Source organism: Cellulomonas sp. KU4C (assembly GCF_056868065.1).
In genome coordinates this window covers 2,460,314-2,484,890 of record NZ_CP200322.1, presented here as the reverse complement: position 1 = coordinate 2,484,890, position 24,577 = coordinate 2,460,314, and the positions used below count along the sequence as shown (strand labels likewise).

The window sequence follows — 24,577 nt, the reverse complement described above, 5'->3', positions numbered from 1 at the left end:
TACTAGGCGGCGAGGACGCCGTCGAGGCCCGCGGCGCGCAGTCCTGCGCGCACGGCCTCGACGTCCTCGTCCGGTGCGGCCACGTTCGGCAGCCGCAGGTGGCGGGACGGGATGAGGCCGAGGGACCAGACCGCGGCCTTCGCGGCCACCGCCTGGAACCCCTGGCCGTTCAACGCGTCGATCGCCGGTGCGATCGACAAGAAGATCTGGAGCGCGCGGGCGTGGTCCCCCGCGTCGTGGGCCGCGGTGATCGCGGCGAGCTGCGGGCCGGCCACGTGGCCGACGACGCTGACGATGCCGGCCGCGCCGTGGGCGAGGAACGGCAGGTAGAGCGAGTCGTCGCCGCTGTACCAGGCGAGCCCGGTGCGGGCCGCGGCCTGCGCGGCGGCGTACAGGTCGCCGGTGGCGTCCTTCATCGCGACGACGCGGTCGTGGGCGGCGAGCGCGTCGAGCGTCGCGGGCGCGAACCGGACGCCGGTGCGACCGGGCACGTCGTAGAGCATCACCGGCAGCGGCGTGGAGTCGGCGACGGCCGTCACGTGCCGCACGACGCCCTCCTGCGAGGGCCGGGAGTAGTAGGGGCTCACGACGAGCAGCCCGTCGGCGCCGGCCTCGGCGGCCTGCTCGGCCATCCGGACGGCGTGCAGGGTGTCGTTGGAGCCGGCGCCGGCGACGACCGCCGCCCGGTCCCCCACCGCCGCGACCACCGCGCGGATCAGCTCGGCCTTCTCGGGGGCGTGCGTCGTGGGCGACTCGCCGGTGGTGCCGTTCAGCACGAGACCGTCGTGCCCGTGGTCCACCAGGTGCGTCGCCAGCGCCACCGCGGCGTCGAGGTCGACCGCGCCGTCCTCGCCCATCGGCGTGACCATCGCGGTGAGCACCGCGCCGAACGGGCGCGACGAGGTGGCGGGGAGCATGGGGCCACGGTACCGCCCCGGCTGCGTCGACGGCGCACCCGGTCCACGCCCGCGACGCGCCACGCACCCCGCCCGACGCGCACGCGCCACGCACCACGCCGAGACAGGGCCTGCGGGCCGAGACAGGACGCCAGGGCGACCTGTCTCGGCGCCGGAGTCCTGTCTCGGCGCGGGTGGAGCGGGTGGAGCGGGTGGAGCGGGTGGAGCGGGTGGAGCGGGTGGGTCAGGCCGCGCGGGCGGCGAGCCAGCCGGCCAGGCGGTCGGGGCGGTCGGTGATGACCGCGTCGACGCCGAGCTCCACGGCCGCCGCCCACTGCTCGGGCTCGTTGAGCGTCCACACCTGGACCTGGAGCCCGGCGGCGTGCAGCCGGTCGACCAGGTCGGGGTGCGTGACCAGCAGGGGCCCGTAGGGGTTGCAGGTCATGACGCCGAGCTCCGCGCAGGTCGCGACGAGGGCGTCGAGGCCGTCCGGCACCTCGAAGACCAGCAGCCCGCGGCGCAGGTCGGGGTCGGCCTCGGCCAGTGCGGTGACGCTCTGCGGCCAGAAGCTCTGCCCGATCACCCGGTCCGCCAGGCCCGCCGCGCGGATCGCGGCGGTGACGGGCCGGACCTGCTCGGTGGTCCAGGCGCCCTTGAGCTCCAGCAGCAGGTCGATCCCCGGGCGCCGGACCATGAGGTCCAGGACCTCGCCGAACGTCGGCACCCGCTGCCCGGCGTACGCCGGGGCGAACCAGGAGCCGGCGTCGAGCGCCCGCAGCGCCTCGAGCGTCATCTCGGTGACGACGCCCTGCCCGTCGGTGGTGGCCTCGACGGTGTCGTCGTGGATCACCACCACGTGGCCGTCGGCCGTGGGCTGGATGTCGATCTCGATGCTGCCCGCGCCGGACCGCCAGGCGGCCTCGAACGCGGCGAGCGTGTTCTGCGGTGCCACCGCGGAGCTGCCGCGGTGAGCGACGACGACGGGGACGGTCACAGGTAGGGCTCGACGTTCTCGCGGTAGGCCGTCTCGATCTGCGGCGTGATGCCGCCGAACGCCTCGGCCGGGTCGGTGCCCTCGAGGACGATCTGCTCGATCGCGTCGGTCAGCAGCGCGTCGGCGCCCGGGACGAACACGCGGATGTAGTCCTGGGGGCGGGCCTTCTCGGCGAGCTGGTCCACGGCCGTGCGGAACTGGGGGTAGGTCTCGTACACGGACTTCATGGTGTCGGACTCGACGGCCGAGGTGCGCACGGGCATGTAGCCGGTCGCCTGCGAGAAGGTCGCGGTGTTCTCGGTGTTCGTGAGGAACTCCAGGAACATCGCGGACGCGAGCTGCTCCTCCGGGGTGCTGGACGAGGAGATCGCCAGGCCGGTGCCGCCGGTCGGCGTGCCGCCGCCCGCGGGGCCGTCGGGCAGGAACGCGGTGCCGACCTCGAACTGCGCCGCGTCGAGCGCGCCCTTGAGCGAGCCGGTGGAGCCGATGGTCGAGGCGATCAGGCCCGCCGAGAAGTCGGCCATCGAGTCGTCGGCCGAGACCGTGGCGATGGCGTCGTCCCCGTGGAACAGGCCGCGCAGGAACTCGCCGCCCGCGAGCGCCTCGTCGGAGTCGAGCGTGACGTCGAACTCGTCGGAGTACTGGCCGCCGGCGCCCCAGATCATGTTCTCGAACCACCAGGCGGACCAGGAGGTGCCCAGGCTGAGGCCGAACGGCGAGCCCTCGGCGGGGACCTGCGCCTCGAGGGCGGTGCTCCACTCCTGGAGCTGCTCCCAGGTCTCGGGGCCCTGGTCGGGCAGCCCGGCGGCCTGCCACATCGTCTTGTTGTAGTAGAACAGCGGCGTCGAGCGCGCGTACGGCGCCGCCCAGTGCCGGCCGTCGTACTCGTAGTCGCCGTACAGGCCGGGCTGGAGGTCCTCGGCGTCGGCGTCCAGGTACTCGAAGACGTCGTCCAGGGGCATGATCTGGTCGTTCAGGTGGTAGCGGAACCACCACACGTCCGACGCGATGACCAGGTCGGGCTTCTCGTCGGTCTGCGAGGACGCCTGGAACCGCTGGGCGACCTCGTCGTAGTTGGCGCCCGCGGTCACGAGGTTGACCTTGATGTCGGGGTTCTCGGCCTCGAACGCGGCGATGAGCTGCTCCTCCACGGCCTGGGACTGGCCGGGGTGGTTGCTCCACCAGGTGATCTCCGAGGCGGGCTCGACCTGCGACCAGTCGGTCGCCTCGGCCTGCTCGGTCTCCGAGGTCTCGGCGCCGACGCTCGGGCCGCCGCAGGCGGTGAGGGCGAGGGTGGCGCCGGCGACGGCAGCGGCGAGGGCGGTGGTACCGCGGCGACGCCTCTGGGAGTGGGACACGGTGGTGCTCCTTCGGGGGTGGGCACCCGGGTGGGTGCGCGGTGACGGGCGTGCGGGGGCACGACCGCCGGGGCGGCCGGCGGACCGGCCACGTCTTCGGGGGGTGGTGCGGGCGCGGGTCAGCCGGTGACGGCGCCCGCGGTGAGGCCGGCGACGAGCCGGCGCTGCAGGACCAGGAAGACCACGAGGATCGGCAGGGTCACGACGACCGTGGCGGCGAGCAGCACGCCCCAGTTGGTCAGGCCGTCGATGTTCTGCAGCAGGGTCAGCCCGATGGGCAGCGTCATCTTGTCGGGGCGGTCGATGACGAGGAACGGCCAGAGGTAGTCGTTCCACTCGGTGACGACGGACACGAGGGTGACCGCCGCGATGGTGGGCGCGCTCATCGGCACGACGAACCGCCACAGCCGGCGCCAGTGCCCGGCACCGTCCAGCTCCGCCGCCTCGAGGATCGACGTCGGCAGCGTCAGGAAGTGCTGCCGGAACAGGAACGTGCCGAACGCGCTGGCCAGGCCCGGCACGAGGATGCCCTGGTAGGTGTTCAGCCAGCCGAGGTCGGCCACCAGGGTGTAGTTCGGGATGATCGTGACCTGCGGCGGGATCATCAGCGTCGCGATGACCAGCCCGAACACGACCTTCTTGAACGGGATCTCCAGGAACACCAGCGCGTAGGCGCAGGTGAGGCCGAGCGCGACCTTCAGGCCCGCGCCGACGACCGTCAGGCCGACGCTGTTCGCGAGTAGCCGGCCCAGCGGCACGGTGTCGGCCGCCTGGGCGTAGTTGTCCAGGCTCGGGGCGCCGGGCAGCCACTGGAGCGGGAGCTGGCAAGCTCGGCCGGCGTCTTGAGGCTGGCGAGCAGCATCCAGACCAGCGGGGCACCGAGCACGACGGTCGCCAGGATCATCGTCAGGTAGCTGACGACGTGCGGGCGCTGCGTGCGACCCGGTCGGGAGGAGGCGCTCGTCGGCCGCACCTGCGCGGCGGGCGGCGCCGCGGGCGGGGCCTGCTCCGCGGTGCGCGGGCGCTTGGGGGTCAGGACGCTCATGCGTAGTGCACCTTCCGCTGGACGAACCGCATCTGCACCGCGGTGACGGCCAGCAGCACGAGGAACAGGACCGTGGCGACGGCGGAGGCGTAGCCCGCGCGGCCGTTGACGAAGCTTCTCCTGGTAGACGGAGTACATGAGCGTCGTGGTGGACCCGAGCGGCCCGCCCTGGGTCATCGCCTTGATGATGTCGAAGGACTGCAGCGACGCGAGCATCATCGTGATGAGCAGGAAGAACGACGTCGGCGTGAGCAGCGGCAGCGTGATCGACCGCAGGGTCCGGTAGCCGGAGGCCCCGTCGAGGGCGGCGGCGTCCTTGAGGTCCTGCGGGACGGACTGCAGACCGGCCAGGTAGATCAGGGCGACGTAGCCGAGGTTCTTCCACAGGTAGACCACGATCACCATGACCAGCGGCCAGGGGCGCTGGGTGTACCACTGGGGCGACGACGCCCCGACCCAGCTCAGCACCTCGCGCATCAGGCCGTAGCGCGGGTCGAAGATGAACAGCCAGAGGATGCCGACCGCGAACCCGGACAGCACGTAGGGCGCGAACGCGACGGTCCGCGCGAACCCGCGGCCGCGCAGCTTCTGGTTGAGCAGCACCGCCAGGCCGAGGCCCAGCACCATCGCCCCGCCGACCGTGGCGACCGTGAACACGACCGTCGTCGTCACGATCCGCCCGGTGCTCGGCGCGGTGAACAGCTCGATGTAGTTGCCCAGCCCGATCTGCCGGGCGACGGGCGAGCCGAGGTTCCACTGGAGGGTGGACAGGTAGAACGACTCGAGCAGCGGCCGGTAGACGAACACCAGCAGCAGGGCCACGTTCGGCCCGGCGAGCAGGAGGAACCACAGCAGGGCCGACCGGCGGCGGCGCTGCTCCAGGGGGCTCCGTCGCCGGACGGTCGCGCGCGGGGGCGCGGCCGCCGGAGGCGGGGCGAGGACGTCGGCAGTGGTCACGGGGAGGGATCCGCTTCGGTGGAGGGGGCAGGTGCACGGCCCGCTTCGTCGCGGCCCTGACCACTCTGCGTGGCCCCGCGACCCGGATCGAGCCGTTCGCGACGATGTTCCGCGGGCCTTCCCGGACCGTTCACCCGGGGTTGGCGCCGTCCACCCGCAGGTCGACGGGAGGTCGACGTCAGGTCGGGTGCTGGTCGAGGCCGCGCGGCCGGGCAGCGCCCCCGTACCCTCGTCGCGTGCGCTCCCCCACCCCCGACCCGGCCGTCCGCGCGGCCGTCCGGACGGCCGTGTCCGTGTCGCTCGCGACCGGGCTGTACGGCGTCTCGTTCGGGGCCCTGTCGGTCGCGGGCCTCGACCTGCCGCAGACGATGGCCCTGAGCCTGCTGATGTTCAGCGGCGGCTCGCAGTTCGCCGCCGTCGGCGTGCTGGGCGCCGGGGGCGGCCTCGGCGCGGTCGTCGCCACCGCCGGTCTGCTCGGCGCCCGCAACGGGCTGTACGGCGTGCAGATGGCGCCGCTGCTCGGGGCGCACGGCTGGCGGCGGCTGCTGGCCGCGCACCTGACGATCGACGAGTCCACCGCCGTCGGCACCGCGCAGCCCTCGCGGGCCGCGTCGCGGGCGGGGTTCTGGTGGACGGGTGCCGGGGTGTTCGTGTGCTGGAACGCCTGCACACTGCTGGGTGCGCTGCTCGGGGACGCGCTCGGCGACCCGCGGCGGTACGGGCTGGACGCGGCGGCGGGGGCGGCGTTCCTCGCGCTGCTGTGGCCGCGGCTCGGCACCGGCGGCGGGCCGCGGACGGCCGCGCGGCTGCGGGAGATCCGCACGACGCGGGTGGTGGCCGTCGCGGCGGCGGGCGTCGCGCTCGCGCTCACGCCGCTGGTGCCAGCCGGGGTGCCGGTCCTCGCGGCGGCGGCGCTGGCCGTGGTGGTCGGGGCGCTGGAGCGCCCCGGCGACGACGGCGCGCCGCTCGCCGCTCCCCCGGCGGTGACCCCGTGAGCCGCCTCGGCGTGTGGGCCGCGGTGCTGGCCGCGTCCGTCGTGGTGCTGGCGACCAAGGTCGCCGGGCACGTCGTGCCGCAGCGCGTGCTCGACCGGCCGCGGGTCACCCGGACCGCCGCCCTGGTCACGGCCGCGCTGCTCGCCGCGCTCGTGGCGGTGCAGGTCGGGACGACCGGCGGCTCGCTGGTGCTGGACGCCCGGGTGGTGGCGCTGGTCGTCGCCGGGGTGGCGCTGCTGCTGCGGGCGCCGTTCGTGCTGGTGGTGCTGCTGGCCGCGGCGACGGCCGCGCTGCTGCGCCTGCTCGGGATGCCCTGACGCCCCTGGCTCCCGGCGCGCGTCAGACCGCGACGGGCGCCTTGATCGCCGGGTGGTGCTGGTAGTCCAGCACCTCGACGTCCTCGAAGGTGTAGTCGAACAGCGAGTCGGCCTGGCGCAGGCGCAGCGTCGGCAGCGGGTAGGGCTCGCGGGTCAGCTGCTCGGTGACCTGCTCCACGTGGTTGTCGTAGATGTGGCAGTCGCCGCCGGTCCAGACGAAGTCGCCGACCTCGAGGCCCACCTGCTGCGCCACCATGTGCGTGAGCAGCGCGTACGAGGCGATGTTGAACGGCACGCCCAGGAACAGGTCGGCCGACCGCTGGTAGAGCTGGCAGGACAGCTTCCCGTCGGCCACGTGGAACTGGAAGAACGCGTGGCACGGGGCCAGCGCCATCGACGGGATGTCCGCGACGTTCCACGCCGAGACGACGTGCCGGCGCGAGTCCGGGTCGGTCCGCAGCGCCTCGAGGACCTGGGCGAGCTGGTCGACCGTGCCGCCGTCGGGCGTCGGCCAGGACCGCCACTGCACGCCGTACACCGGGCCGAGCTCGCCGTCCGCGTCCGCCCACTCGTCCCAGATCTTCACGCCATGCTCCTGGAGCCAGCGCACGTTCGAGTCGCCGCGCAGGAACCACAGCAGCTCGCCGACCACCGACCGCAGGTGCACGCGCTTGGTGGTGACCAGCGGGAAGCCCTGGGCGAGGTCGAACCGCATCTGGTGGCCGAACACGCTGCGCGTCCCGGTGCCGGTGCGGTCGCCCTTCGGGGTGCCGGTGTCGAGCACCAGCCGGAGCAGGTCCTCGTACGGGGTCGCGGGCACGGCCGGGGTCGTCATGGGCCCCATCGTAGGCAGGCGGTGCGACCCCGTGGCCGACGTGCCCCGCGCGAGCCCCGGGTCGACACTGGGCGCCATGACCTCGTCGCTGCCGCCGTACGTCGCCGCGCACACCCCGACCGGCCTGCTGGTCGACGGCACGTGGCGCGCCGCCGCGGGCCGGCGCACGTTCCCCGTGTCCGACCCCGCCACGACCGAGGTGCTGTTCGAGGTGGCGGACGCCACACCCGAGGACGGCCTCGCCGCGCTCGACGCGGCCCACCGGGCGGCACCCGCCTGGCGTGCCGCCGCACCACGCGTCCGGTCGGACCTGCTGCGCGCGCTCTACGACGCGATGGTCGCGCGCGGCGAGGACCTGGCGGCGCTGGTGACCGCCGAGGGCGGCAAGCCGCTGGCCGAGGCGCGCGCCGAGGTGCAGTACGCCGCCGAGTACGTGCGCTGGTACGCCGAGCAGGCCGTGCGCCTCGACGGGCTGACCCGGCGCGCGCCCGCGGGCACCCACCACCAGCTGGTGCTCCGGCGGCCCGTCGGCCCCGCGCTGCTCATCACGCCGTGGAACTTCCCGATCGCGATGATCACCCGCAAGGTCGCGCCGGCGCTGGCCGCCGGCTGCCCGGTCGTGATCAAGCCCGCGCAGCTCACCCCGCTGACCACGGCGTACGTCGCGGAGCTGCTGCGCGAGGAGCTGGACGCCCGCGACCTGCCCGCCGGCGTGGTCAACGTCGTGCCGACGTCGTCCTCGGGCGCGCTCGTCGGGCCGGTCCTGGCCGACCCGCGGCTGCGCAAGCTGTCGTTCACCGGGTCCACCGAGGTCGGGCGCACGCTGCTGAAGCAGGCGGCCGACGGGGTGCTGCGCACGTCGATGGAGCTCGGCGGCAACGCCCCGTTCCTGGTGTTCGACGACGCCGACCTGGACGCCGCCGTCGAGGGCGCCGTCGCCGCGAAGATGCGCAACGCCGGGCAGACCTGCGTCGCCGCGAACCGGTTCCTGGTGCAGGAGGGCGTCGCCGCGGAGTTCACCGACCGGCTGACCGCCGCGTTCGACGAGCTGGTCGTCGGCCGGGGCACCGACCCCGGCGTCACCGTCGGGCCGCTGATCGAACCGTCCGCCGTCGAACGCGTCGAGGAGGTCGTCGCCGAGGCCGCCGACGCGGGCGCCCGGGTCCGGACCGGCGGCGAGCGGCCGCCCGGGCGGGGGCACTTCTACGCCCCGACCGTCATGGACCGGGTGCCCGAGGACGCCCGGGTCGTGCGCGAGGAGACCTTCGGCCCGGTCGCTCCCGTCGTGACGTTCGGGACCGAGGAGGACGGGCTCCGGCTCGCCAACGGCACCGAGTTCGGCCTGGTCGCGTACGCGTACACCCGGGACGTCGGCCGGGTGATGCGGCTGACCGAGGAGGTCGAGGCGGGGATGCTCGGGATCAACCGCGGCGTGGTGTCCGACGCGTCCGCGCCGTTCGGCGGCGTGAAGTCCTCGGGCCTCGGGCGGGAGGGCGGCGAGGCCGGCATCGAGGAGTACCTGGAGCCGGTCTACGTGGCATTGTGACCGGCATGTCCGTCCTCCCCGCGACCTCCGACCTGTCCGTGCGCCCCGCGGTGCCCGGCGACGAGCGCGCCATCGCCGACGTCCAGCTCGCCGCGTGGCGCAGCACGCACGCCGAGGTCCTCGGCGACGCGGTCCTGGACGGCGTCGACCCCGCGCGGCTGCGGGACCAGTGGGCCGCGGCGATCACCGCTCCCCCGGGCCGCGGCTACCGGGTCCTGGTCGCGCTGCACGGCCCCCGGCTCGTGGGGTTCGCCTCGGTCGTCCCGGTCGTGGCGCCCGCGGGGTCCGGGGACGACACCCCCGGCGGGGAGGTGCTGGCCCTCGAGGTCGACCCCGGCGCCCGGCGCGTCGGGCACGGCTCCCGGCTGCTGGCCGCGGTGGTCGACCTGCTGCGGGACGAGGACGGCGCCACCAGCGTCCAGACCTGGGTGATCGACGGGGACACGGCCCGCGAGCAGTTCCTCGGCTCCGCCGGCCTCGGCGACGTCGGCGCCCGCCGCGTCCTGGGCGAGCAGGACGACCCCCGCCAGATCACCGAGCACCTCTGGGCCGCCACCCTCTGACCCCCCGCACCCCGCCCCCGGCCCCGCACCACTCCCCAGCCCGGTGTGGATCCATCCGGCGAGACACGCCCGCGCGTGTCGACGTGGACCTTCCACACCCGCACAGGGTGGATCCACCCGACCCGGGTGGGACTGCGGAGTGGATCCACACGACCCCGGGGCACCGCGGGGTGGATCCACCCGAGGTCGGCCGGACGGGCGACGGGGCCACCCGGCCGGGTGACGAGGCCACCCGGGCGGGTGACCCGGGGTGAACGCGTGGCGAACTCCGGACGGCGGCGCGCGGCGAACCCTCAGGTCAGCGCGCCGCCGGGCGATCGTGACGGGCGTGCCCCCGCAGACCCTCGCGTCCGCCCCCTCCCGCGCGCCGTCCCGCGCGCCCTCCCGAGCGCCCTGGCGCCGCGCCGACCGCGGCCGGTCCCTCGCCGACCTCGTGTCCGACCCCGTGGTCGTCGCGCCGGGCGACTCCTGCGAGTCAGTGGACGTCGGGTTCCGCACGCGGTGGACGGGGTCGTCGGTGCTCGTCGCGCCCCGGGAGGCCGGCGGCCCGTACGGCATGGTCGCCCGCAAGGACTTCCTCACGACGATGACGGGACGGTACGGGTTCGGCCGGTCGCTGTGGAACCGGCGGCCCGTCGCGGAGATCGCGCGCTGGGACGTGCCGTCGGTCGCGGTCACGGCGTCGCTCACGGTGGCCGCCGAGCGGCTGGCGCTGGGCGACGGGTACTCGGACATGGTCGTCACCGACGACGCGGGCACGCCCGTGGGGATCCTCGACCCGACGACGCTGATGGAAGCGCTGGCCGCCGAGCTTCGCCCACGAGGCCTCGCACGACCACCTGACCGGTGTGACGTCGCGCGCGCGGTTCGTCGACGGTCTGCGGGAGCTGTGCGCGGACGCCCGGGACGGCGGCGGCGCGGTGGTGCTGGCGTTCCTCGACCTCGACCGGCTCAAGGCGGTCAACGACGGCCTGGGCCACTCGGCCGGGGACGCGCTGCTGCACTCGGTGGCGACCCGGCTCGCCGCGGTCGCCCGGCACGGCGATGTCGTGGGCCGGCTCGGCGGCGACGAGTTCGCCGTCGCCCGCCTGCTCGCCCCGCAGTCCCCGGACGACACCTGGCGCGCCCGCGCCCTCGAGCTCGGCGAGGTGCTGCGCGTCGCCGTCGCCGCCCCCGACCCGCTGCTCCCCGACGCCGCGCACTCCCGGGCGAGCGTCGGGCTGGCGGTCGGCGCGGGGCCCCTGGTCGACAGCGACCAGCTGCTGCGCGAGGCGGACGTGGCGATGTACGGCGCGAAGAAGGCCGGCGGGGACCGGGTCCGGCTCGCGGGGGCCGACGCGGGCCCCGCCGCCGACGACCCCGCCCGTGCGTGGCCGGGCCTGGAGGTGCACTACCAGCCGATCGCCGCGACCGCCGACGGGAGCGTGCACGAGGTCGAGGCGCTGCTGCGCACCCGGGACCCCGACGGCCGGCTCGGCGGACCCGCCACCCCCCTGGACCGCGCCGCCCGGTCCGGCCGGTCGCTGGAGCTGGACCTGTGGGTCCTGGAGCGCGCGTGCCGGGACCGTGCGGGTTGGCCGGCGACGCTCGGTGCCCGGGCCCCGGGCGTGGTGAACGTCAACCTGTCCCCCGCCGCGCTGGAGGAGGTGCTGCTCGCCGAGCGCGTCCTGGCGGTCCTCGACGGCACCGGCACCCCGCACGCCGCGGTCCGCCTGGAGCTGTCCGAGGCCGCGAGCGACGCCCAGATCGCCGGGGCCGACGCGGCGCTGCGCACGTTGCGCGACGCGGGGGTGCCGATCGCGCTCGACGACCTCGGCGGTGCGATGTCCGGGCTGCGCCAGATCGGGAGGCTGCCGGTGGACGTGGTGAAGATCGACCGCTCGGTGGTCGCGGGGATGCTGGACGACCCGTTCGACGCGCTGCTGGTCGAGGTGGTGCAGCGGATGGCGGCGGAGCACGGCATGGCCGTGGTCGCCGAGGGCGTCGAGACGCCGGAGCAGCTCGCGGCGCTTCGGGCCGCCGGGATCCCGCTGGTGCAGGGCTTCGGTGTCGCGCGTCCGATGTCGGACGCCGCGCTGACCGCGTACCTCGCCGCACCGGCCTGAGACCCGCACCGGCCGGGGACCCCGCCCCGACCGGTCACGTCACGTCACGTCGGGTCAGTCCGCGGGCCGCCCGCGGTGCACCCGCGACGCGCGCCGCAGCGCCTCCCGCGCCCGCCGCCGGTCGCCCGCGGCGTCGTACGCGAACGCGAGCCGGTACCACGCGCCCCAGTCGCCGGGCCCCGCCGCCTCGGCCTCCGCGCGCGCGGCGTCGAACGCGACGGTCGCGGCCGCCCGGTCGATCCGGCCGCCGGGGCTGCGCGGCAGGTCGTCGACGGGCAGCTCGCCCCGTGCGGCGAGGGTGTCGGCCATCCGCTGCACGTCGACCGCCAGCAGCCACTCGCGCGCGATCAGCCCGAGCACCAGCAGCGGCAGCACCGCGAACGCCACGCCCAGGCCGATCGCGACGGGCTCGCCGGTGCCGATCAGCGCGACCGCGCGCGTCACGACCAGCCAGAGGTACAGCCCGAGCAGCGCGGTCAGCGCCAGGGCCGCGACCAGCGCGGTGCGGTTGCGGCGGGAGGCGCTCGGGGTGCCGGTCACCCCGGTCACCCCAGGTCCAGGTAGTGCTCGAGCCCGACGGTCAGGCCGGGCCGGTCGCCGACCTGGCGGACCGCGTGCAGGACGCCCGGCATGAACGAGACCCGGTCGAACGAGTCGTGCCGGATGGTCAGCTGCTCACCGGCGTTGCCGAGCAGGATCTCCTCGTGCGCGACGAGCCCCCGCAGGCGGACCGCGTGCACCCGGACGCCGTCGACGTCCGCGCCGCGGGCCCCGTCGAGCGCGCTGGTCGTGGCGTCCGGCACCGGGCCGAGACCGGCCTCGCGGCGGGCCCGGGCGACCGCCTGCGCGGTGTGCCGGGCCGTGCCCGACGGCGCGTCGACCTTGTCCGGGTGGTGCAGCTCGACGACCTCGACCGACTCGAACCACCGGGCCGCGCGGGCCGCGAACGCCATCGCCAGCACCGCGCCCAGCGCGAAGTTCGGGGCGACCAGCACGCCGACGCCCGGGTGCGCGGCGAGCTCGGCCTCGACCCGGCCGAGCCGCTCGGGCGTCCAGCCGGTGGTGCCGACCACCACGTGCACGCCCTGCGCGACCAGCGACCGCACGTTCGCCTCGGTGACGTCCGGGACGGTGAAGTCCACGGCGACCCGGGCCCCGGTCGCGGCGACCGCCGCGACGTCGTCCCCGCGCTCCAGCGCGGCGACCAGCTCCAGGTCGGGCGCCGCCTCGACGGCCTCGACGACGGCCCGTCCCATCCGTCCTGCCGCGCCCAGCACGGCCACCGGTGTCACATCGCTCACGGGTGCGACCCTAGACGGTCGCGAGCAGCACCTCCATGCCGCGCACGGACCGGCGCAGGTCCAGCGCGCTCAGCCCCGTGAACCGCTCGACCTCCCGGGGCGCGTACCCCGCGTCCACGTAGGACCGCAGCACCGCGACCACCCGGGCGGCGTCGCCGCGGTCGTCGACCCCGAGCTCGCGCACCGCGCAGGACATCCGCACCGCCGACAGGTACGCGCTCGGCGTCACGCCGACGTACGCCGCGAACAGGGCGTGCAGCGACGCGAGCGACCGCTCGACCGACCGGGCGAGGTCGATCTGCCGCAGGAGCCCGCGCTCGGCGTCCGCGACCCGCACGACCCGGGCGAGGTCGGCGTGGTGCGCCGGCGGCACCGGTCGGCGCACGGCGGCGTGCAGAGCGTCCTCGAGCACCCGCGCCGCAGCGACGGCAGCGGCCCGCTCGGCACCCGCCCGACCGGCGGCGCGACCGGCGGCGTCCGGCTCGTCGCCCCCGTCGGCCGGCGCCCAGCACGCGCGCAGGCGGGCCTCGAGCACGCCCTCGCCGAGCCCGAGCGCCGCCCCGAGCGGACGGTGGTCGTCCACCAGGAACCCGTCCGGGTGCAGCGCGGACAGCGCCCAGGGCGCGAGCCGCGCGCCCACCTCCCACGCCGGGGCGTCGGCGTCGTGGGCCAGCAGCAGCTGCGGCGCCGACCGCGGTCCGCGCAGCACGCTGGTGACGACCTCGTGCTCGCCGCTGAACGGGTCGACCCACCGGACCGCGCCGCCGAGCCGGACCACCGCGGCAGGTCGCCCGTCGGGCAGGGCGACGCGCGGGGGCGCGCCGTGCGGCGCCCGGGCGACCCAGAGCGCCTCGACGAGGTCGTGCCCTGCACGCGTCGGGGCGAGGTCGTGCCCGGCACGCGTCGGGGCGACGGGGACGGCGGTGCGGACGAGCTCGACGGCGGCCATGCCCCATGATCGCCCCGGCACCGCCCCGGTGGAACGGGACCTGAGGCCCGGGGCCCGGGGCACGGACCTGGGCCCCGTGACCGGCCCGTCAGGCGCCCGGGCGCTCGTCGACCTCGTGGATGCCGAGGTCGGTGCGCCCCGGCAGGAGGTCCGCGCGCAGGGCCCGGGTCCCCCGGTAGTCGCCGTCCCGCAGCCGGCGGAACCGCCGGACCGGCTCGGCGTCCAGCGTGCGCAGCCGTTCCCGCAGGCGCGCGACCTCGCGCTGCACCCCGTCGGCCCCGAGCGCGTCGGCGTCGTGCACGACGTGCAGGTCGAGCACGTCGATCCCCACGTACCAGAGCACGCCGTGCGTGACGGGGAACAGCAGCGACTCGAGGTCGCCGCTGATGCCGCGCGGGCCGATCGAGGCGGCGTCCTCCCCGGCGGTCACCACGACGAGCGCGCGCCGCCCGAGCAGGCCGCCGTCGCCGTAGCGCCGGGGCACCCCGAGGTCGGGGTCCTGGTCGCCGTACGCGAACCCCGCGGTGAGCACGCGGTCGAACCAGCCCTTGAGGATCGCGGGCGGCCCGTACCACCACAGCGGGAACTGCAGCACGAGCAGCTCCGCCGCCGCGAGCTTGGCCTGCTCCGCGCGCACGTCCGCGGGCAGCTGACCCGCCGCGTAGGACTCGCCCGCCAGCTGGGCGATGTTGCCCGGCCGGGCCGCGAGGTCGCCGAGGTCGCGGTCGTCCAGCACCGGGTCGAAGCCCTGCGCGTACAGGTCGGTCGTCGCCACGTCGTAGCGGGACGAGAGCGCGTCGACGCCCTCCTGGAACAGCCGCTCGTTGAACGAGCCGCGGCGCGCGTGGGCCGAGACCCACAGGGCGCTGCCGGGGCGGGTGGGGTGCGCGATCGTCATGCGGTGGCCTCCGTCGGGTCGGTGGGGTCGGTCGGCGCGGGCTCCTCGGTCGCGACGGCGACGACGACCCGCGCGAGCGCCGCGCGCGCCCGCCCGGGCGTGATCCGGCCGGCGAGCGCCGCGCGGGCGAGCGCGTCCCCCGCACCGGTGAGCGCGTGCAGGCCGGCGGCGTCGACCGGGCCGGCCAGCGGCTCGAGCGCGTCCCGGCACATCACCAGGTACGCGTCCTCGGCCTCGTGCCGCAGCGCGGTGAGCGTCGGCGATCCCGCGAGGGCGGCCACGACGTCGGCGAGCTCCCGGCCCTCGGCGAGGCAGCAGTCGACGTATGCGCCCGCGACGAGCTCCGCGACCGTCGTCAGCCGGGGCTCCGCGCCGTCGAGCGCGACCGCGAGCGTCGCCCGCTGCCGCTCCTCGAACTCCCGGTAGAGCTCGGCGAGGAGACCGGAGCGGTCGCCGAAGTGGTCGTAGACCAGCGGCTTGGTGACGCCCGCGCGCTCGGCGAGCCGGCCGAGCGTGAGCTCGTCGGTCCCGACGTCGCGGATCAGGTCCCGCGCGACGGCCACGAGCTGCGCATGGCGCTCCGGCTTCGTCAGGCGCCGGCGCGGGCCGGCGGGTGCGTCGTCCATCAGGGGCTCCTCGGTCGACTCCTGCTTACCGTTGGTAACTTACCACTGGTAGCCAAAGAGCGCGACGCCGGGAAGCCGAGGAGCCGGGTCCCGTACGGGACCCGGCTCCTGGGAGGTGCGGCTGCTGGTGCGTGCCGCTCAGTCGCCGAACGGGCCGACGCGGACGACCGACCGCGGTCGACCGGCGAGCTCGGCCGCGAGCTCCGCCACCTCGCGCGCGGTGACCGCGCGGACGCGGTCCAGCGACTCCTGGGTGGACAGCGAGCTCGCCGTGCACCAGCTCGGACTTGCCGAGCCGGCTCATCCGGGAGCCCGAGTCCTCGAGGCCGAGCACCAGCCCGCCGGACAGCTGCCCGATCGACCGGCGCAGCTCGGCCTCCGTGATGCCGCCCTCGGCGAGCCGCTCGAGCTCGACGACCATCAACGCGGTGACCTCGTCGACCTTGGCCGGCGCGCAGCCCGCGTACAGGCCGAACACCCCCGTGTCGGCGTGGCCGGACGAGAACGAGTACGTCGAGTAGGCCAGGCCCCGCTTCTCGCGGATCTCCTGGAACAGCCGCGACGACATGCCGCCGCCCAGCACCGCGTTCAGCACGGACAGCGTGAACCGCCGCGGGTCGGTCGCGGTGAGCCCGGTGCCGCCGACGATGACGTTGGCCTGCTCCGTGGGCCGCCGGACCGACAGCTCGGCGGCGGTCTCGGTGACCGCGACGACGTCGCCGGGGCCGCGGCGGGCCGCGGGGGCGCCGCCGTCGGTCAGGGACCAGCCGCCGTCGCCGAGCGCGCGCACGACCTGGTCGGCCAGCACGTCGTGGTCGACGTTCCCGGCGGCCGTGACGACGAGCGTCGCGGGCCGGTAGTGCTGGCGGTAGTGCTCCCAGACGGCGTCGCGCGGGACGGCGCGGATCGTGTCCGGGGTGCCGCCGATCGGCCGGCCGAGCGGGTGCTCGCCCAGCACGACCGTGGCGAACCGCTCGTGCACGACGTCGCTCGGGTCGTCGTCGTTCATCGCGAGCTCTTCGAGGATGACCCCGCGCTCGGTCTCGAGCTCGTCGGTGTCCAGCCGCGCCGAGGTGACCATGTCGGTGATGACGTCGACCGCCATCGGCAGGTCCTCGTCGAGCACCCGGGCGTAGTAGCAGGTGTGCTCCTTGCCCGTGGCCGCGTTCGCCTCGCCGCCGACCTCGTCGAACGCCTCGGCGATGTCCATCGCCGTGCGCCGCGTGGTCCCCTTGAACAGCAGGTGCTCGAGGAAGTGCGTCGAGCCGTGGTGGCCGTCGCTCTCGTCCCGGGACCCGACCCCGACCCACGCCCCGACGGTCGCGGAGCGCACGCCGGGGACGTGCTCGGTGAGCAGGCGGACCCCGCCGGGCAGGACGGAGCGACGGACGGATCCGTCACCCGCCTGCCCGGCGGTCACGTCGGCACCCGGCGAGCCGGGCGCGACGAGGGGGAGGTCCAGCGGCACGTCAGGCGTCGGTCGGCTCGGTGGAGGCGTCCGCGGACTCCTCGCCCGCCGCGTCCTCGACGACGGCGTGCAGCGAGAGCTTGCCGCGCGGGTCGATCTCGCCGATCTCGACCTGGACCTTCTGGCCCACGCCGAGGACGTCCTCGACCTTGTCGACGCGCTTGCCACCGACCAGGCGACGGATCTGCGAGATGTGCAGCAGGCCGTCCTTGCCCGGGGAGAGCGAGACGAAGGCGCCGAAGGTGGTCGTCTTGACGACCGTGCCGACGAAGCGCTCGCCGATCTCCGGCATGTGCGGGTTCGCGATCGCGTTGATCGCGGCCCGCGCGGCCTCGGCCGACGGACCGTCGGTCGCGCCGATGTAGACCGTGCCGTCGTCCTCGATGGAGATGTCGGCGCCGGTCTCCTCCTGGATCTGGTTGATCATCTTGCCCTTCGGGCCGATGACCTCGCCGATCTTGTCGACGGGGACCTTCACCGTGATGACGCGCGGGGCGTTCGGGGACATCTCGTCGGGGACGTCGATGGCCTCGTTCAGCACGTCGAGGATCGCGAGGCGCGCCTCCTTGGCCTGGGTCAGCGCGTCGGCCAGCACGGAGGCGGGGATGCCGTCGAGCTTGGTGTCGAGCTGGATGGCCGTGACGAACTCGCGGGTGCCGGCGACCTTGAAGTCCATGTCGCCGAACGCGTCCTCGGCGCCGAGGATGTCGGTCAGCGCCGCGTAGCGGGTCTCACCGTCGACCGTGTCGGACACGAGGCCCATCGCGATGCCGGCGACCGGGGCGCGCAGCGGCACACCGGCGTTCAGCAGCGACAGCGTCGCGGCGCAGACGGAGCCCATCGAGGTCGAGCCGTTGGAGCCCAGGGCCTCGGAGACCTGCCGGATCGCGTAGGGGAACTCCTCGCGGCTCGGCAGCACCGGCATGATCGCGCGCTCGGCGAGCGCGCCGTGCCCGATCTCGCGCCGCTTCGGCGAGCCCACGCGGCCGGTCTCACCGGTCGAGTAGGGCGGGAAGTTGTAGTTGTGCATGTAGCGCTTGCGCGTCTCCGGGGAGAGCGAGTCGATCTGCTGCTCCATGCGGAGCATGTTCAGCGTGGTGACACCCATGATCTGGGTCTCGCCGCGCTCGAACAGCGCCGAGCCGTGCACGCGGGGCAGGACCTCGACCTCGGCGGACAGGGTGCGGATGTCCCGCAGCCCGCGGCCGTCGATGCGGAAGCCGTCCGTGAGGATGCGCTGGCGGATGACCTTCTTGGTCACGGCGCGCACCGCGGCGGAGAAGCTCCTTCTCGCGGCCCTCGAACGACGCGCCGAGCTCGGCGAGCACCTCGACCTTGACCTCGTCCAGGCGGCCCTCGCGGGTCTGCTTGTCCGCGATCTGCATGGCCTCGTTGATCTTGGCCTGCGCGGCACCCTCGACGGCCTCGTACGCGTCCGGCTGGTAGTCCGGGAACGTCGGGAAGTCGCGGGTCTCCTTGGCGGCCTGCGCGGCGAGCTTGCTGCTGCGCCTCGACCAGGGCCTTGATGAACGGCTTGGAGGCCTCGAGGCCCTCGGCCACGACGGCCTCGGTGGGGGCGACGCCGCCCTCGTCCTTGATGAGGTTCCAGGACTTCTCGGGCGCCTCGGCCTCGATCATCGCGATGGCGACGTCGTCACCGACGACGCGACCGGCGACGACGATCTCGAACGTGGCGCGCTCGCGCTCGGTGTAGCGCGGGAACGCGACCCACTGGCCGTCGATCAGCGCGATGCGCACGGCACCGACCGGGCCGGAGAACGGCAGGCCGGAGATCTGGGTGCTGATGGACGCGGCGTTGATCGCGAGCACGTCGTAGGCGTCGTCCGGGTGGATCGCCAGGACGGTGATGACGACCTGGACCTCGTTGCGCAGGCCCTTGACGAACAGGGGGCGCAGCGGGCGGTCGATCAGGCGGCAGGCCAGGATCGCGTCCGTCGAGGGGCGACCCTCGCGACGGAAGAACGAGCCGGGGATCTTGCCGGCGGCGTACTGCCGCTCCTCGACGTCCACCGTGAGCGGGAAGAAGTCGAACTGGTCCTTGGGGTGCTTGCCGGCCGTCGTGGCGGACAGCAGGGCCGTCTCGCCGTCGAGGTAGGCCATCGCGGAGCCGGCGGCCTGCTTGGCGAGGCGGCCGGTCTCGAAGCGGACGGTGCGGGTGCCGAAGCGACCGTTGTCGATCACGGCCTCGGCGAACTGGATCTCGGGACCCTCCACGGGTGCCCTCCTTTGTGTCGAAGGCGCCGGACCGGTCACGGCGGTCTTCGATCGAGGTACCCGGAGCGATCAGGCTCCGGGTGCCACTACCGAGGACCGAGCGCGTCGACCGGCGCGGACTGAGGTGGTGCTGGTGCTGCGGGTGGTGCGGGTGCTGCTCAGGTGGTGCGCGCGTCGCGGCCCGGGGGCCCGACGCAGGACCAGCCCGGACCCCGTGCGGGGTCCGGGCCGGTCAGGCGGTCAACGACGCAGGCCGAGCCGCTGGATCAGGCTGCGGTAGCGCTCGATGTCGACCTTCTGCAGGTAGCCCTGCAGGCGACGACGCTGGCCGACCAGCAGCAGCAGGCCACGGCGGCTGTGGTGGTCGTGCTTGTGCGTCTTGAGGTGCTCGTTCAGGTCGTTGATTCGCTGCGTCAGCATCGCGATCTGGACCTCCGGCGAGCCGGTGTCACCCTCGTGGGTGGCGTACTCGGCCATGATGGACTTCTTGGTGGCGCTGTCGAGGGGCACGACTCTCCTGATGTGTCTTGTTGCGCGGTGCTCCGGGGCAGGTCCACCCGGGCGCTCTCGGTCCGCGGCCGTTCTGACGGCTGTCCGATCGTATCAGCCGACCACGGGGTCTCAGCCGGCGACGGGCCGCAGCACCTGCCGGACGGCCTCGACGTCCTCGTGCATCCGCTCGACGAGCGCGTCCACCGAGTCGAACCGCAGCGTCGGCCGCAGGCGCTCGACCAGGTCCAGCACGACCTCCTCGCCGTACAGGTGCAGGTCGGTCCGGTCGAGCACGTACGCCTCGACCCGGCGCTGCAGCCCGTCGAAGGTCGGGTTGGTGCCGATCGACACCGCAGCGGGCAGCACGGCGTCCGGGTCGCCCGCCGGCAGCGACGGCCGGCGCAGCCACCCCGCGTACACGCCGTCCGCGGGGACCATGCCGGTCGCGTCCGGCCCGAGGTTCGCCGTCGGGTACCCGAGCTCGCGCCCGCGCGCGTCGCCGTGCACGACCGTCCCGCGCACCCGGTGCGGGCGACCGAGCACGCGCGCGGCCTGCCGCACGTCACCGGCCGCCAGCAGCTCGCGCACCCACGTGGAGGACCAGCGGCGGCGCAGCGGGTCGTCCAGCCCGGCGACGTCCTCGTCCCCGTCGGGCGCGACGTCCTCGATCACCTCGACCGCGAACCCGAACCGCTCGCCCAGCGCGACCATCGTCGACAGGTCGCCCGCGTTGCCCCGGCCGAACCGCACGTCACGGCCGACGACCACGGTGCGGGCGCGCAGCCCGTCGACCAGGTACCGGCGGACGAACTCCTCGGGGGTCTGCTGCGCGAACTCCAGCGTGTAGGTGAGCAGCAGCACGGCGTCGAGGCCGGTGCCCTCGAGCAGCTCGAGGCGGTCGGTGTCGCCGGTGAGCAGCGGCGGGGCCTCGTCGGGCCGGTGCACCTGCTGCGGGTGCGGGGTGAACGTCACCGCGACCGACCGGGCACCCGCCGCGCGCGCGTCGGCGACCATGCGGGTGAGCACGCCCACGTGCCCGCGGTGCACCCCGTCGAAGTTGCCGACCGTCACCACCGACGGCCCGAAGTCCGCGGGGACCTGCGCCAGGTCCGTCCAGCGATGCACACGCACTCCCGTCGCCCGGCGCCGTCGCGGCGCCCTGCACGCCGGGCGGTCCGGCGCGGGGACCAGCCTCCCACGCCTGCGGGGGTGGTCGCTGCCACGCCGGCCGGGGCGGGCGGGCGCTCAGGCCGCGGCGAACACCAGCACCGGCCGGGCGTGCGGCCCGCGGTCCTCGAGCAGGGCCACCAGCTCGCCGGCGGGCGACAGCGCCGCCACGACGACGGGCCCGGTGCCGCCCGCGGGGATCCGCTGCCCGAACGACAGGGCGCGCGCCTCGTCCGCGGTGCAGCTCGCGCACCGGGAACGTCGCGCGCGCGGCGTCGGCGAGCGGCAGCGTGTCCAGCGGCACGTCCGCCGGCCACGCGTCCAGCGCGTCGAGGTCCCGCGCCCCGTCGATCCCGTACCCGCCGACCCGGGTGCGCCGCAGCGCGGTCAGGTGCCCGCCGACACCGAGGTCGCGGCCGAGGTCCCGGGCCAGCGCCCGGATGTAGGTGCCGGACGAGCAGACCACCGTCACGTCGACGTCCTGGACCACCGTGCCGTCCTCGAGCGTGCCCGGTCGGACCTCGTGCACCTCGAACCGGCCGATCGTGACCGGCCGCGCCGCGAGCTCGACGTCCTCCCCCGCCCGGACCCGGGCGTACGCGCGCTGCCCGTCGACCTTGATCGCGCTGACGGCGCTCGGGACCTGGCTGATCGGCCCGGTGAGCGCGGCCACGCCCGTCGCGAGGGCCGCCGCGGTGACGCCCGACGCGTCGGCGCGGGTGGTCTCCTCGCCCTCGGCGTCGTCCGTGGTCGTCGCGACACCGAGCCGGATGGTCGCGGTGTACTCCTTGTCCGCGCCGACCACGTAGGTCAGCAGCCGGGTCGCGCGGCCGACGCCGAGCACGAGCACGCCGGTGGCCATCGGGTCGAGGGTGCCGGCGTGCCCGACCTTGCGGGTGCCGGCGAGGCCGCGCGCCTTGGCGACCACGTCGTGGCTGGTCCAGCCCTGCGGCTTGTCGACGACCAGCAGGCCGTCGGGCGCGGTCGGGCGGCGCGGGCGGGCGGGGCGGTCGCCGCGGGCAGGGCGGTCGCCGCGGGCAGGACCGTCGGCGGCCGCAGGGCGCTCCGCGGCGCTCACCGGGACACCCCCGCCGCGATGGTCTCCTCGCCCAGGCACAGCAGCAGCGCGTCCAGGCCCGGGTCGTCCCCCTGGTGCCCGAACGCGTCGACGGCGAGCAGGACGTTGATGAGCATGCCGTCGGCGACGAACCGGCGCGCGGCCTCGTCGGCCTCCTGCGCGACCTCCCCCTCGGCCGGGTCCTGCACGACCTCGTCGGCGACCTGCACCCGGAACATCCGGAACACCTCGCCGAGCGTGCGGCGCGCCAGGGTGCCGATCTCGTCGTCCCCGGCGATGAACCCGTGCATGAGGACGCGCAGCAGGTCCCGGTCGGCCATGAGCTCGATGTAGGCCCGCCCGACGCGCGCGGCGGCGTCCGGGCCGGGCTCGACCGCGGCGACCGCCTCGAGGACCCGGTCGGTCACGGAGCGGTACAGCTCGAGGAACAGCTGCTGCTTGGAGCCGAACAGCCGCACGACGTAGGGCTGGGACACCCCCGCGGCCCGGGCGACCTGGTCGGTCGTCGTCCCGTCGTACCCGCCGGCGGCGAACACCGCCAGGGCGGCGGCCAGGATCTGCTCGCGGCGCTGCTCCCCGGACATCCGGGGCGCGCGGGCGGTGGTGGCGCTGCTCATGGTTGACAGGTTATCAGCCGATGCCTACGGTCCTCCTTGTAATCATCCGATGCATACAGGAGCTGCCATGTCCGCGCCGACCGTCCTGCCCGCCCCGGGGCGCACCCCCGGCCCCGCGCCGCTCCGCCGACCCGTCCCCGTCGCGCTGGCGCTGGTCGCCGCGTCGCTGCCGATGTTCATGGCGACGCTCGACAACCTGGTCGTCACCAGCGCCCTGCCGGTGCTGCAGTCCGAGCTCGCCGCCTCGCTCACCGACCTCCAGTGGGTCGTCAACGCCTACACGCTCGCGTTCGCCACGCTGATGATCGCCGCGGCCACGCTCGGCGACCGGTGGGGCCGGCGCCGCACGTTCCTCGGCGGCATCGCGGTGTTCGCCCTCGCCTCGGTCGGCGCCGCGCTGGCCGACTCCCCCGGCGCCCTCGTGCTGGCCCGCGCGGTCCAGGGCGTCGGCGCCGCGGCGATCATGCCGCTGTCGCTCACCCTGCTCGCCGCCGCCGTCCCGCCCGCCCGCCGCGCGATGGCCATCGGCGTCTGGGGCGGCGTCTCCGGTCTCGGCGTCGCGCTCGGGCCCGTGGTCGGCGGCGCCGTCGTCGAGGGCATCTCCTGGCAGGCGATGTTCTGGATCAACGTGCCCGTGGCACTCGTGGCCGTCCCGCTGGTGCTCCGCGCCCTGCCCGAGCAGCGCGGCCGCGCCCAGCGGCTCGACGTGCTCGGTCTGCTGCTGGCCGCGACGGGCGTGCTCGGCGTCGTCTGGGGCGTCGTGCACGGGAACGACGACGGCTGGACCTCGACCGGCGTCCTCGGCCCGGTCGTCGTCGGCCTGGTCGCGCTGGTGCTCTTCGTCCGCCACCAGGCCCGCACGCCGCACCCGCTCGTGCCGCTGCGGCTGTTCCGGTCCCGGAAGCTTCGCGGTCGCGAACGTCACCGGTCTGGCGTTCTCGCTCGGGGTGTTCGGCGCCGTGTTCCTGCTGGCGCAGTACCTCCAGGTCGTGCAGGGCCACTCGCCGTTCCAGGCCGGCCTGCGCACCCTGCCGTGGACCGCCGCGCCGATGGTGTTCGCCCCGCTCGCCGGGATGCTCGCCCCGCGGGTCGGCGTCCGGCCCCTGCTGACCGCCGGGCTGGTGCTCCAGGCCGCGGGACTCGCCTGGCTCGCGCTGGTGGCGACCGGCACGGCCGGCTACGCCCCGCTGGTGCCGGGGCTGCTGCTCGCCGGGATCGGGATGGGCCTGACGTTCGCCCCGTCGGCGACGGCCGTGCTCGCGGACATGGCGCCCGACGACCACGGCACCGCGTCGTCGACCAACTCCACCCTGCGCGAGGTCGGGGTCGCGCTCGGCGTCGCCGTCCTCACCGCCGTGTTCCAGGCCGCCGACGGGGCGATCACCCCCGACGCGTTCGCCCAGGGCCTGCGGCCCGCCGTGCTGGTCGGGGCGGCCGTCATCGCCGCGGCCGCCGTCGCGTCGCTCGCGATGCCCCGCGACACGGGCCGGGAGCTGCCGGGCAGCGCCGGCCAGGTCCTGCCGGGCGGCGCCGGCCAGGTCCTGCCGGGCGGCGCCGTCCCGCGCTGACCGCAGGGCGCCGACGCGACGAGGCCCGGACCCCCACGTGGGGTCCGGGCCTCGTCGCGCGGGGCGTCAGGCCTGCTCGGCCTCGTCGTCCTCGTCCTCCGCGGGCTTGCGGTACGGGTCCGCCTCCCCGCGTGCTGCGCGCCCGCGGCGAGTGCGGCGACCTCGCGGTCCCGACGCGCGGCCTCGAGCAGCGCCGCGTCCAGGTGCGCCGCCGTCTCCGGCACCGCGTCGAGGTGGAACTCCAGCGTCGGGGTGAGCCGCACGCCGGTCTGCTTGCCGACCTCGGACCGGATCAGGCCCTTGGCGCTCTCCAGCGCGGCGGCGGAGCCCTGGCGGGCCTCCTCGTCGCCGAGCACCGTGTAGAACACGCTCGCGTGCTGCAGGTCGCCGGTGACCCGGACCTCCGTCACGGTGACGAAGCCCAGACGGGGGTCCTTGACCCGGGTGTCGATCATCTGCGCGACGATCTGCTGGATGCGGTCCGCCAGCTTGCGCGCCCTCGGGTGGTCCACCATGACTGCTCCTTCCTGCGCCCGCGCAGGTGGCGGGCAGACGGCCGCGGGCCCG

20 protein-coding genes and 8 pseudogenes are annotated in these 24,577 nt (G+C 75.3%); 9 read left to right on the top strand and 19 right to left on the bottom strand.

Features of this window, described 5'->3' with window-relative positions; all coding sequences use genetic code 11:
• Positions 1–2 precede the first annotated feature (2 nt).
• The 6 genes and pseudogenes from dapA to AC1VL8_RS11810 all read right to left on the bottom strand — a co-directional run bounded on the left by dapA (position 3) and on the right by AC1VL8_RS11810 (position 5,250).
• Positions 3–917: a 4-hydroxy-tetrahydrodipicolinate synthase gene (gene dapA, locus AC1VL8_RS11835; RefSeq protein WP_389227462.1), complete on the bottom strand. Its 915-nt coding sequence runs from the start codon at positions 915–917 to the stop codon at positions 3–5.
• Positions 918–1,140: 223 nt separating this feature from the next.
• Positions 1,141–1,890, bottom strand: coding sequence for a glycerophosphodiester phosphodiesterase (locus AC1VL8_RS11830; RefSeq protein ID WP_483075291.1), 750 nt, complete (start codon positions 1,888–1,890; stop codon positions 1,141–1,143).
• Positions 1,887–3,248 (bottom strand): ABC transporter substrate-binding protein, encoded by a 1,362-nt coding sequence (locus AC1VL8_RS11825; RefSeq protein ID WP_389227456.1) that lies wholly within the window; start codon positions 3,246–3,248, stop codon positions 1,887–1,889. Before AC1VL8_RS11825 ends, AC1VL8_RS11830 begins: the two co-directional genes overlap by 4 nt.
• Positions 3,249–3,367: 119 nt before the next feature.
• Positions 3,368–4,006, bottom strand: a complete 639-nt coding sequence (locus AC1VL8_RS11820; protein WP_483075290.1) for a carbohydrate ABC transporter permease — start codon at positions 4,004–4,006, stop codon at positions 3,368–3,370.
• A complete protein-coding gene (locus tag AC1VL8_RS11815) occupies positions 3,967–4,293 on the bottom strand; it encodes a hypothetical protein (protein ID WP_483075289.1) in 327 nt (108 codons plus the stop codon). The genes AC1VL8_RS11820 and AC1VL8_RS11815 overlap by 40 nt, the downstream gene beginning before the upstream one ends.
• Positions 4,290–5,250 (bottom strand): annotated as a pseudogene (locus tag AC1VL8_RS11810) (carbohydrate ABC transporter permease). The gene AC1VL8_RS11815 and the pseudogene AC1VL8_RS11810 overlap by 4 nt, the downstream one beginning before the upstream one ends.
• A 236-nt stretch (positions 5,251–5,486) precedes the next feature.
• Between AC1VL8_RS11810 and AC1VL8_RS11805 the strand changes: the two are divergent.
• Together AC1VL8_RS11805 and AC1VL8_RS11800 are read left to right on the top strand one after the other, a co-directional pair.
• Positions 5,487–6,245 (top strand): AzlC family ABC transporter permease, encoded by a 759-nt coding sequence (locus AC1VL8_RS11805; protein ID WP_483075288.1) that lies wholly within the window; start codon positions 5,487–5,489, stop codon positions 6,243–6,245.
• Complete coding sequence (locus tag AC1VL8_RS11800; RefSeq protein ID WP_389227444.1) at positions 6,242–6,562, top strand: AzlD domain-containing protein; 321 nt, start codon at positions 6,242–6,244, stop codon at positions 6,560–6,562. Before AC1VL8_RS11805 ends, AC1VL8_RS11800 begins: the two co-directional genes overlap by 4 nt.
• A gap of 22 nt (positions 6,563–6,584) precedes the next feature.
• Here AC1VL8_RS11800 and AC1VL8_RS11795 read toward each other — a convergent pair whose 3' ends face one another.
• Entirely contained in the window at positions 6,585–7,397 is an 813-nt protein-coding gene (locus AC1VL8_RS11795) for a thymidylate synthase (RefSeq protein WP_389227441.1), read from the bottom strand.
• Positions 7,398–7,473: 76 nt separating this feature from the next.
• Between AC1VL8_RS11795 and AC1VL8_RS11790 the strand changes: the two genes are divergently transcribed.
• From AC1VL8_RS11790 to AC1VL8_RS11770, 5 genes and pseudogenes are all read left to right on the top strand, one after another.
• Positions 7,474–8,943 carry an NAD-dependent succinate-semialdehyde dehydrogenase gene (locus AC1VL8_RS11790; RefSeq protein ID WP_483075287.1) on the top strand — a complete coding sequence of 490 codons (1,470 nt, stop codon included), beginning with the start codon at positions 7,474–7,476 and terminating at the stop codon, positions 8,941–8,943.
• A 5-nt stretch (positions 8,944–8,948) separates the two neighbouring features.
• The gene (locus AC1VL8_RS11785; protein ID WP_483075286.1) at positions 8,949–9,506 is read left to right on the top strand and encodes a GNAT family N-acetyltransferase; all 558 of its coding nucleotides are present in this window, start codon (positions 8,949–8,951) and stop codon (positions 9,504–9,506) included.
• A 556-nt stretch (positions 9,507–10,062) separates the two neighbouring features.
• Positions 10,063–10,299 (top strand): annotated as a pseudogene (locus AC1VL8_RS11780) (DUF294 nucleotidyltransferase-like/CBS domain-containing protein); the annotation flags it as partial.
• Positions 10,300–10,336: 37 nt separating this feature from the next.
• Positions 10,337–10,819, top strand: a pseudogene (locus AC1VL8_RS11775) (GGDEF domain-containing protein); the annotation flags it as partial.
• A gap of 72 nt (positions 10,820–10,891) precedes the next feature.
• The gene (locus AC1VL8_RS11770) at positions 10,892–11,611 is read left to right on the top strand and encodes an EAL domain-containing protein (protein WP_483076243.1); all 720 of its coding nucleotides are present in this window, start codon (positions 10,892–10,894) and stop codon (positions 11,609–11,611) included.
• 54 nt (positions 11,612–11,665) lie between these two features.
• Here AC1VL8_RS11770 and AC1VL8_RS11765 read toward each other — a convergent pair whose 3' ends face one another.
• The 11 genes and pseudogenes from AC1VL8_RS11765 to AC1VL8_RS11715 all read right to left on the bottom strand — a co-directional run bounded on the left by AC1VL8_RS11765 (position 11,666) and on the right by AC1VL8_RS11715 (position 22,442).
• Positions 11,666–12,151 (bottom strand): hypothetical protein, encoded by a 486-nt coding sequence (locus AC1VL8_RS11765; RefSeq protein WP_483075285.1) that lies wholly within the window; start codon positions 12,149–12,151, stop codon positions 11,666–11,668.
• Positions 12,152–12,156: 5 nt separating this feature from the next.
• Positions 12,157–12,912 carry a 4-hydroxy-tetrahydrodipicolinate reductase gene (gene dapB / locus AC1VL8_RS11760; protein ID WP_389227426.1) on the bottom strand — a complete coding sequence of 252 codons (756 nt, stop codon included), beginning with the start codon at positions 12,910–12,912 and terminating at the stop codon, positions 12,157–12,159.
• A gap of 10 nt (positions 12,913–12,922) precedes the next feature.
• Positions 12,923–13,861, bottom strand: a complete 939-nt coding sequence (locus tag AC1VL8_RS11755; RefSeq protein ID WP_483075284.1) for a hypothetical protein — start codon at positions 13,859–13,861, stop codon at positions 12,923–12,925.
• Between the two features lie 88 nt (positions 13,862–13,949).
• The gene (locus AC1VL8_RS11750) at positions 13,950–14,759 is read right to left on the bottom strand and encodes an NAD(P)H-dependent oxidoreductase (protein WP_483075283.1); all 810 of its coding nucleotides are present in this window, start codon (positions 14,757–14,759) and stop codon (positions 13,950–13,952) included.
• Positions 14,756–15,385: a TetR/AcrR family transcriptional regulator gene (locus tag AC1VL8_RS11745; protein ID WP_483075282.1), complete on the bottom strand. Its 630-nt coding sequence runs from the start codon at positions 15,383–15,385 to the stop codon at positions 14,756–14,758. The genes AC1VL8_RS11750 and AC1VL8_RS11745 overlap by 4 nt, the downstream gene beginning before the upstream one ends.
• A gap of 138 nt (positions 15,386–15,523) precedes the next feature.
• Positions 15,524–16,853: pseudogene (locus AC1VL8_RS11740) on the bottom strand (M16 family metallopeptidase).
• A 1-nt stretch (position 16,854) separates the two neighbouring features.
• A pseudogene (locus AC1VL8_RS11735) lies at positions 16,855–19,088 on the bottom strand (polyribonucleotide nucleotidyltransferase).
• 240 nt (positions 19,089–19,328) lie between these two features.
• Positions 19,329–19,598 (bottom strand): 30S ribosomal protein S15, encoded by a 270-nt coding sequence (gene rpsO, locus AC1VL8_RS11730; protein ID WP_389227407.1) that lies wholly within the window; start codon positions 19,596–19,598, stop codon positions 19,329–19,331.
• 111 nt (positions 19,599–19,709) lie between these two features.
• Positions 19,710–20,705: a bifunctional riboflavin kinase/FAD synthetase gene (locus tag AC1VL8_RS11725; RefSeq protein WP_389227404.1), complete on the bottom strand. Its 996-nt coding sequence runs from the start codon at positions 20,703–20,705 to the stop codon at positions 19,710–19,712.
• A 120-nt stretch (positions 20,706–20,825) separates the two neighbouring features.
• Positions 20,826–21,717, bottom strand: a pseudogene (gene truB / locus AC1VL8_RS11720) (tRNA pseudouridine(55) synthase TruB).
• A 104-nt stretch (positions 21,718–21,821) separates the two neighbouring features.
• Positions 21,822–22,442, bottom strand: a complete 621-nt coding sequence (locus AC1VL8_RS11715; RefSeq protein ID WP_483075281.1) for a TetR/AcrR family transcriptional regulator — start codon at positions 22,440–22,442, stop codon at positions 21,822–21,824.
• On the opposite strand from AC1VL8_RS11715, the pseudogene AC1VL8_RS11710 reads away from it, so the two are divergent.
• Both AC1VL8_RS11710 and AC1VL8_RS11705 read left to right on the top strand, forming a co-directional pair.
• A pseudogene (locus AC1VL8_RS11710) lies at positions 22,441–23,133 on the top strand (MFS transporter); the annotation flags it as partial. The gene AC1VL8_RS11715 and the pseudogene AC1VL8_RS11710 overlap by 2 nt on opposite strands.
• Positions 23,134–23,389: 256 nt before the next feature.
• Positions 23,390–24,010 (top strand): MFS transporter, encoded by a 621-nt coding sequence (locus tag AC1VL8_RS11705; RefSeq protein ID WP_483075280.1) that lies wholly within the window; start codon positions 23,390–23,392, stop codon positions 24,008–24,010.
• 66 nt (positions 24,011–24,076) lie between these two features.
• Here the strand turns inward: AC1VL8_RS11705 and rbfA are convergent.
• Positions 24,077–24,525, bottom strand: a pseudogene (rbfA, locus tag AC1VL8_RS11700) (30S ribosome-binding factor RbfA).
• Positions 24,526–24,577 lie beyond the last annotated feature (52 nt).

What these genes read in the sequence shown, in the direction of transcription:
- dapA (WP_389227462.1), bottom strand. Translation starts at nt 917, where the DNA reads ATGCTCCCCGCCACCTCGTCGCGCCCGTTCGGCGCGGTGCTCACCGCG.
- AC1VL8_RS11785 (WP_483075286.1), top strand. Translation starts at nt 8,949, where the DNA reads ATGTCCGTCCTCCCCGCGACCTCCGACCTGTCCGTGCGCCCCGCGGTG.
- AC1VL8_RS11750 (WP_483075283.1), bottom strand. Translation starts at nt 14,759, where the DNA reads ATGACGATCGCGCACCCCACCCGCCCCGGCAGCGCCCTGTGGGTCTCG.
- AC1VL8_RS11790 (WP_483075287.1), top strand. Translation starts at nt 7,474, where the DNA reads ATGACCTCGTCGCTGCCGCCGTACGTCGCCGCGCACACCCCGACCGGC.
- AC1VL8_RS11815 (WP_483075289.1), bottom strand. Translation starts at nt 4,293, where the DNA reads ATGAGCGTCCTGACCCCCAAGCGCCCGCGCACCGCGGAGCAGGCCCCG.
- AC1VL8_RS11755 (WP_483075284.1), bottom strand. Translation starts at nt 13,861, where the DNA reads ATGGCCGCCGTCGAGCTCGTCCGCACCGCCGTCCCCGTCGCCCCGACG.
- AC1VL8_RS11745 (WP_483075282.1), bottom strand. Translation starts at nt 15,385, where the DNA reads ATGGACGACGCACCCGCCGGCCCGCGCCGGCGCCTGACGAAGCCGGAG.
- AC1VL8_RS11795 (WP_389227441.1), bottom strand. Translation starts at nt 7,397, where the DNA reads ATGACGACCCCGGCCGTGCCCGCGACCCCGTACGAGGACCTGCTCCGG.
- AC1VL8_RS11715 (WP_483075281.1), bottom strand. Translation starts at nt 22,442, where the DNA reads ATGAGCAGCGCCACCACCGCCCGCGCGCCCCGGATGTCCGGGGAGCAG.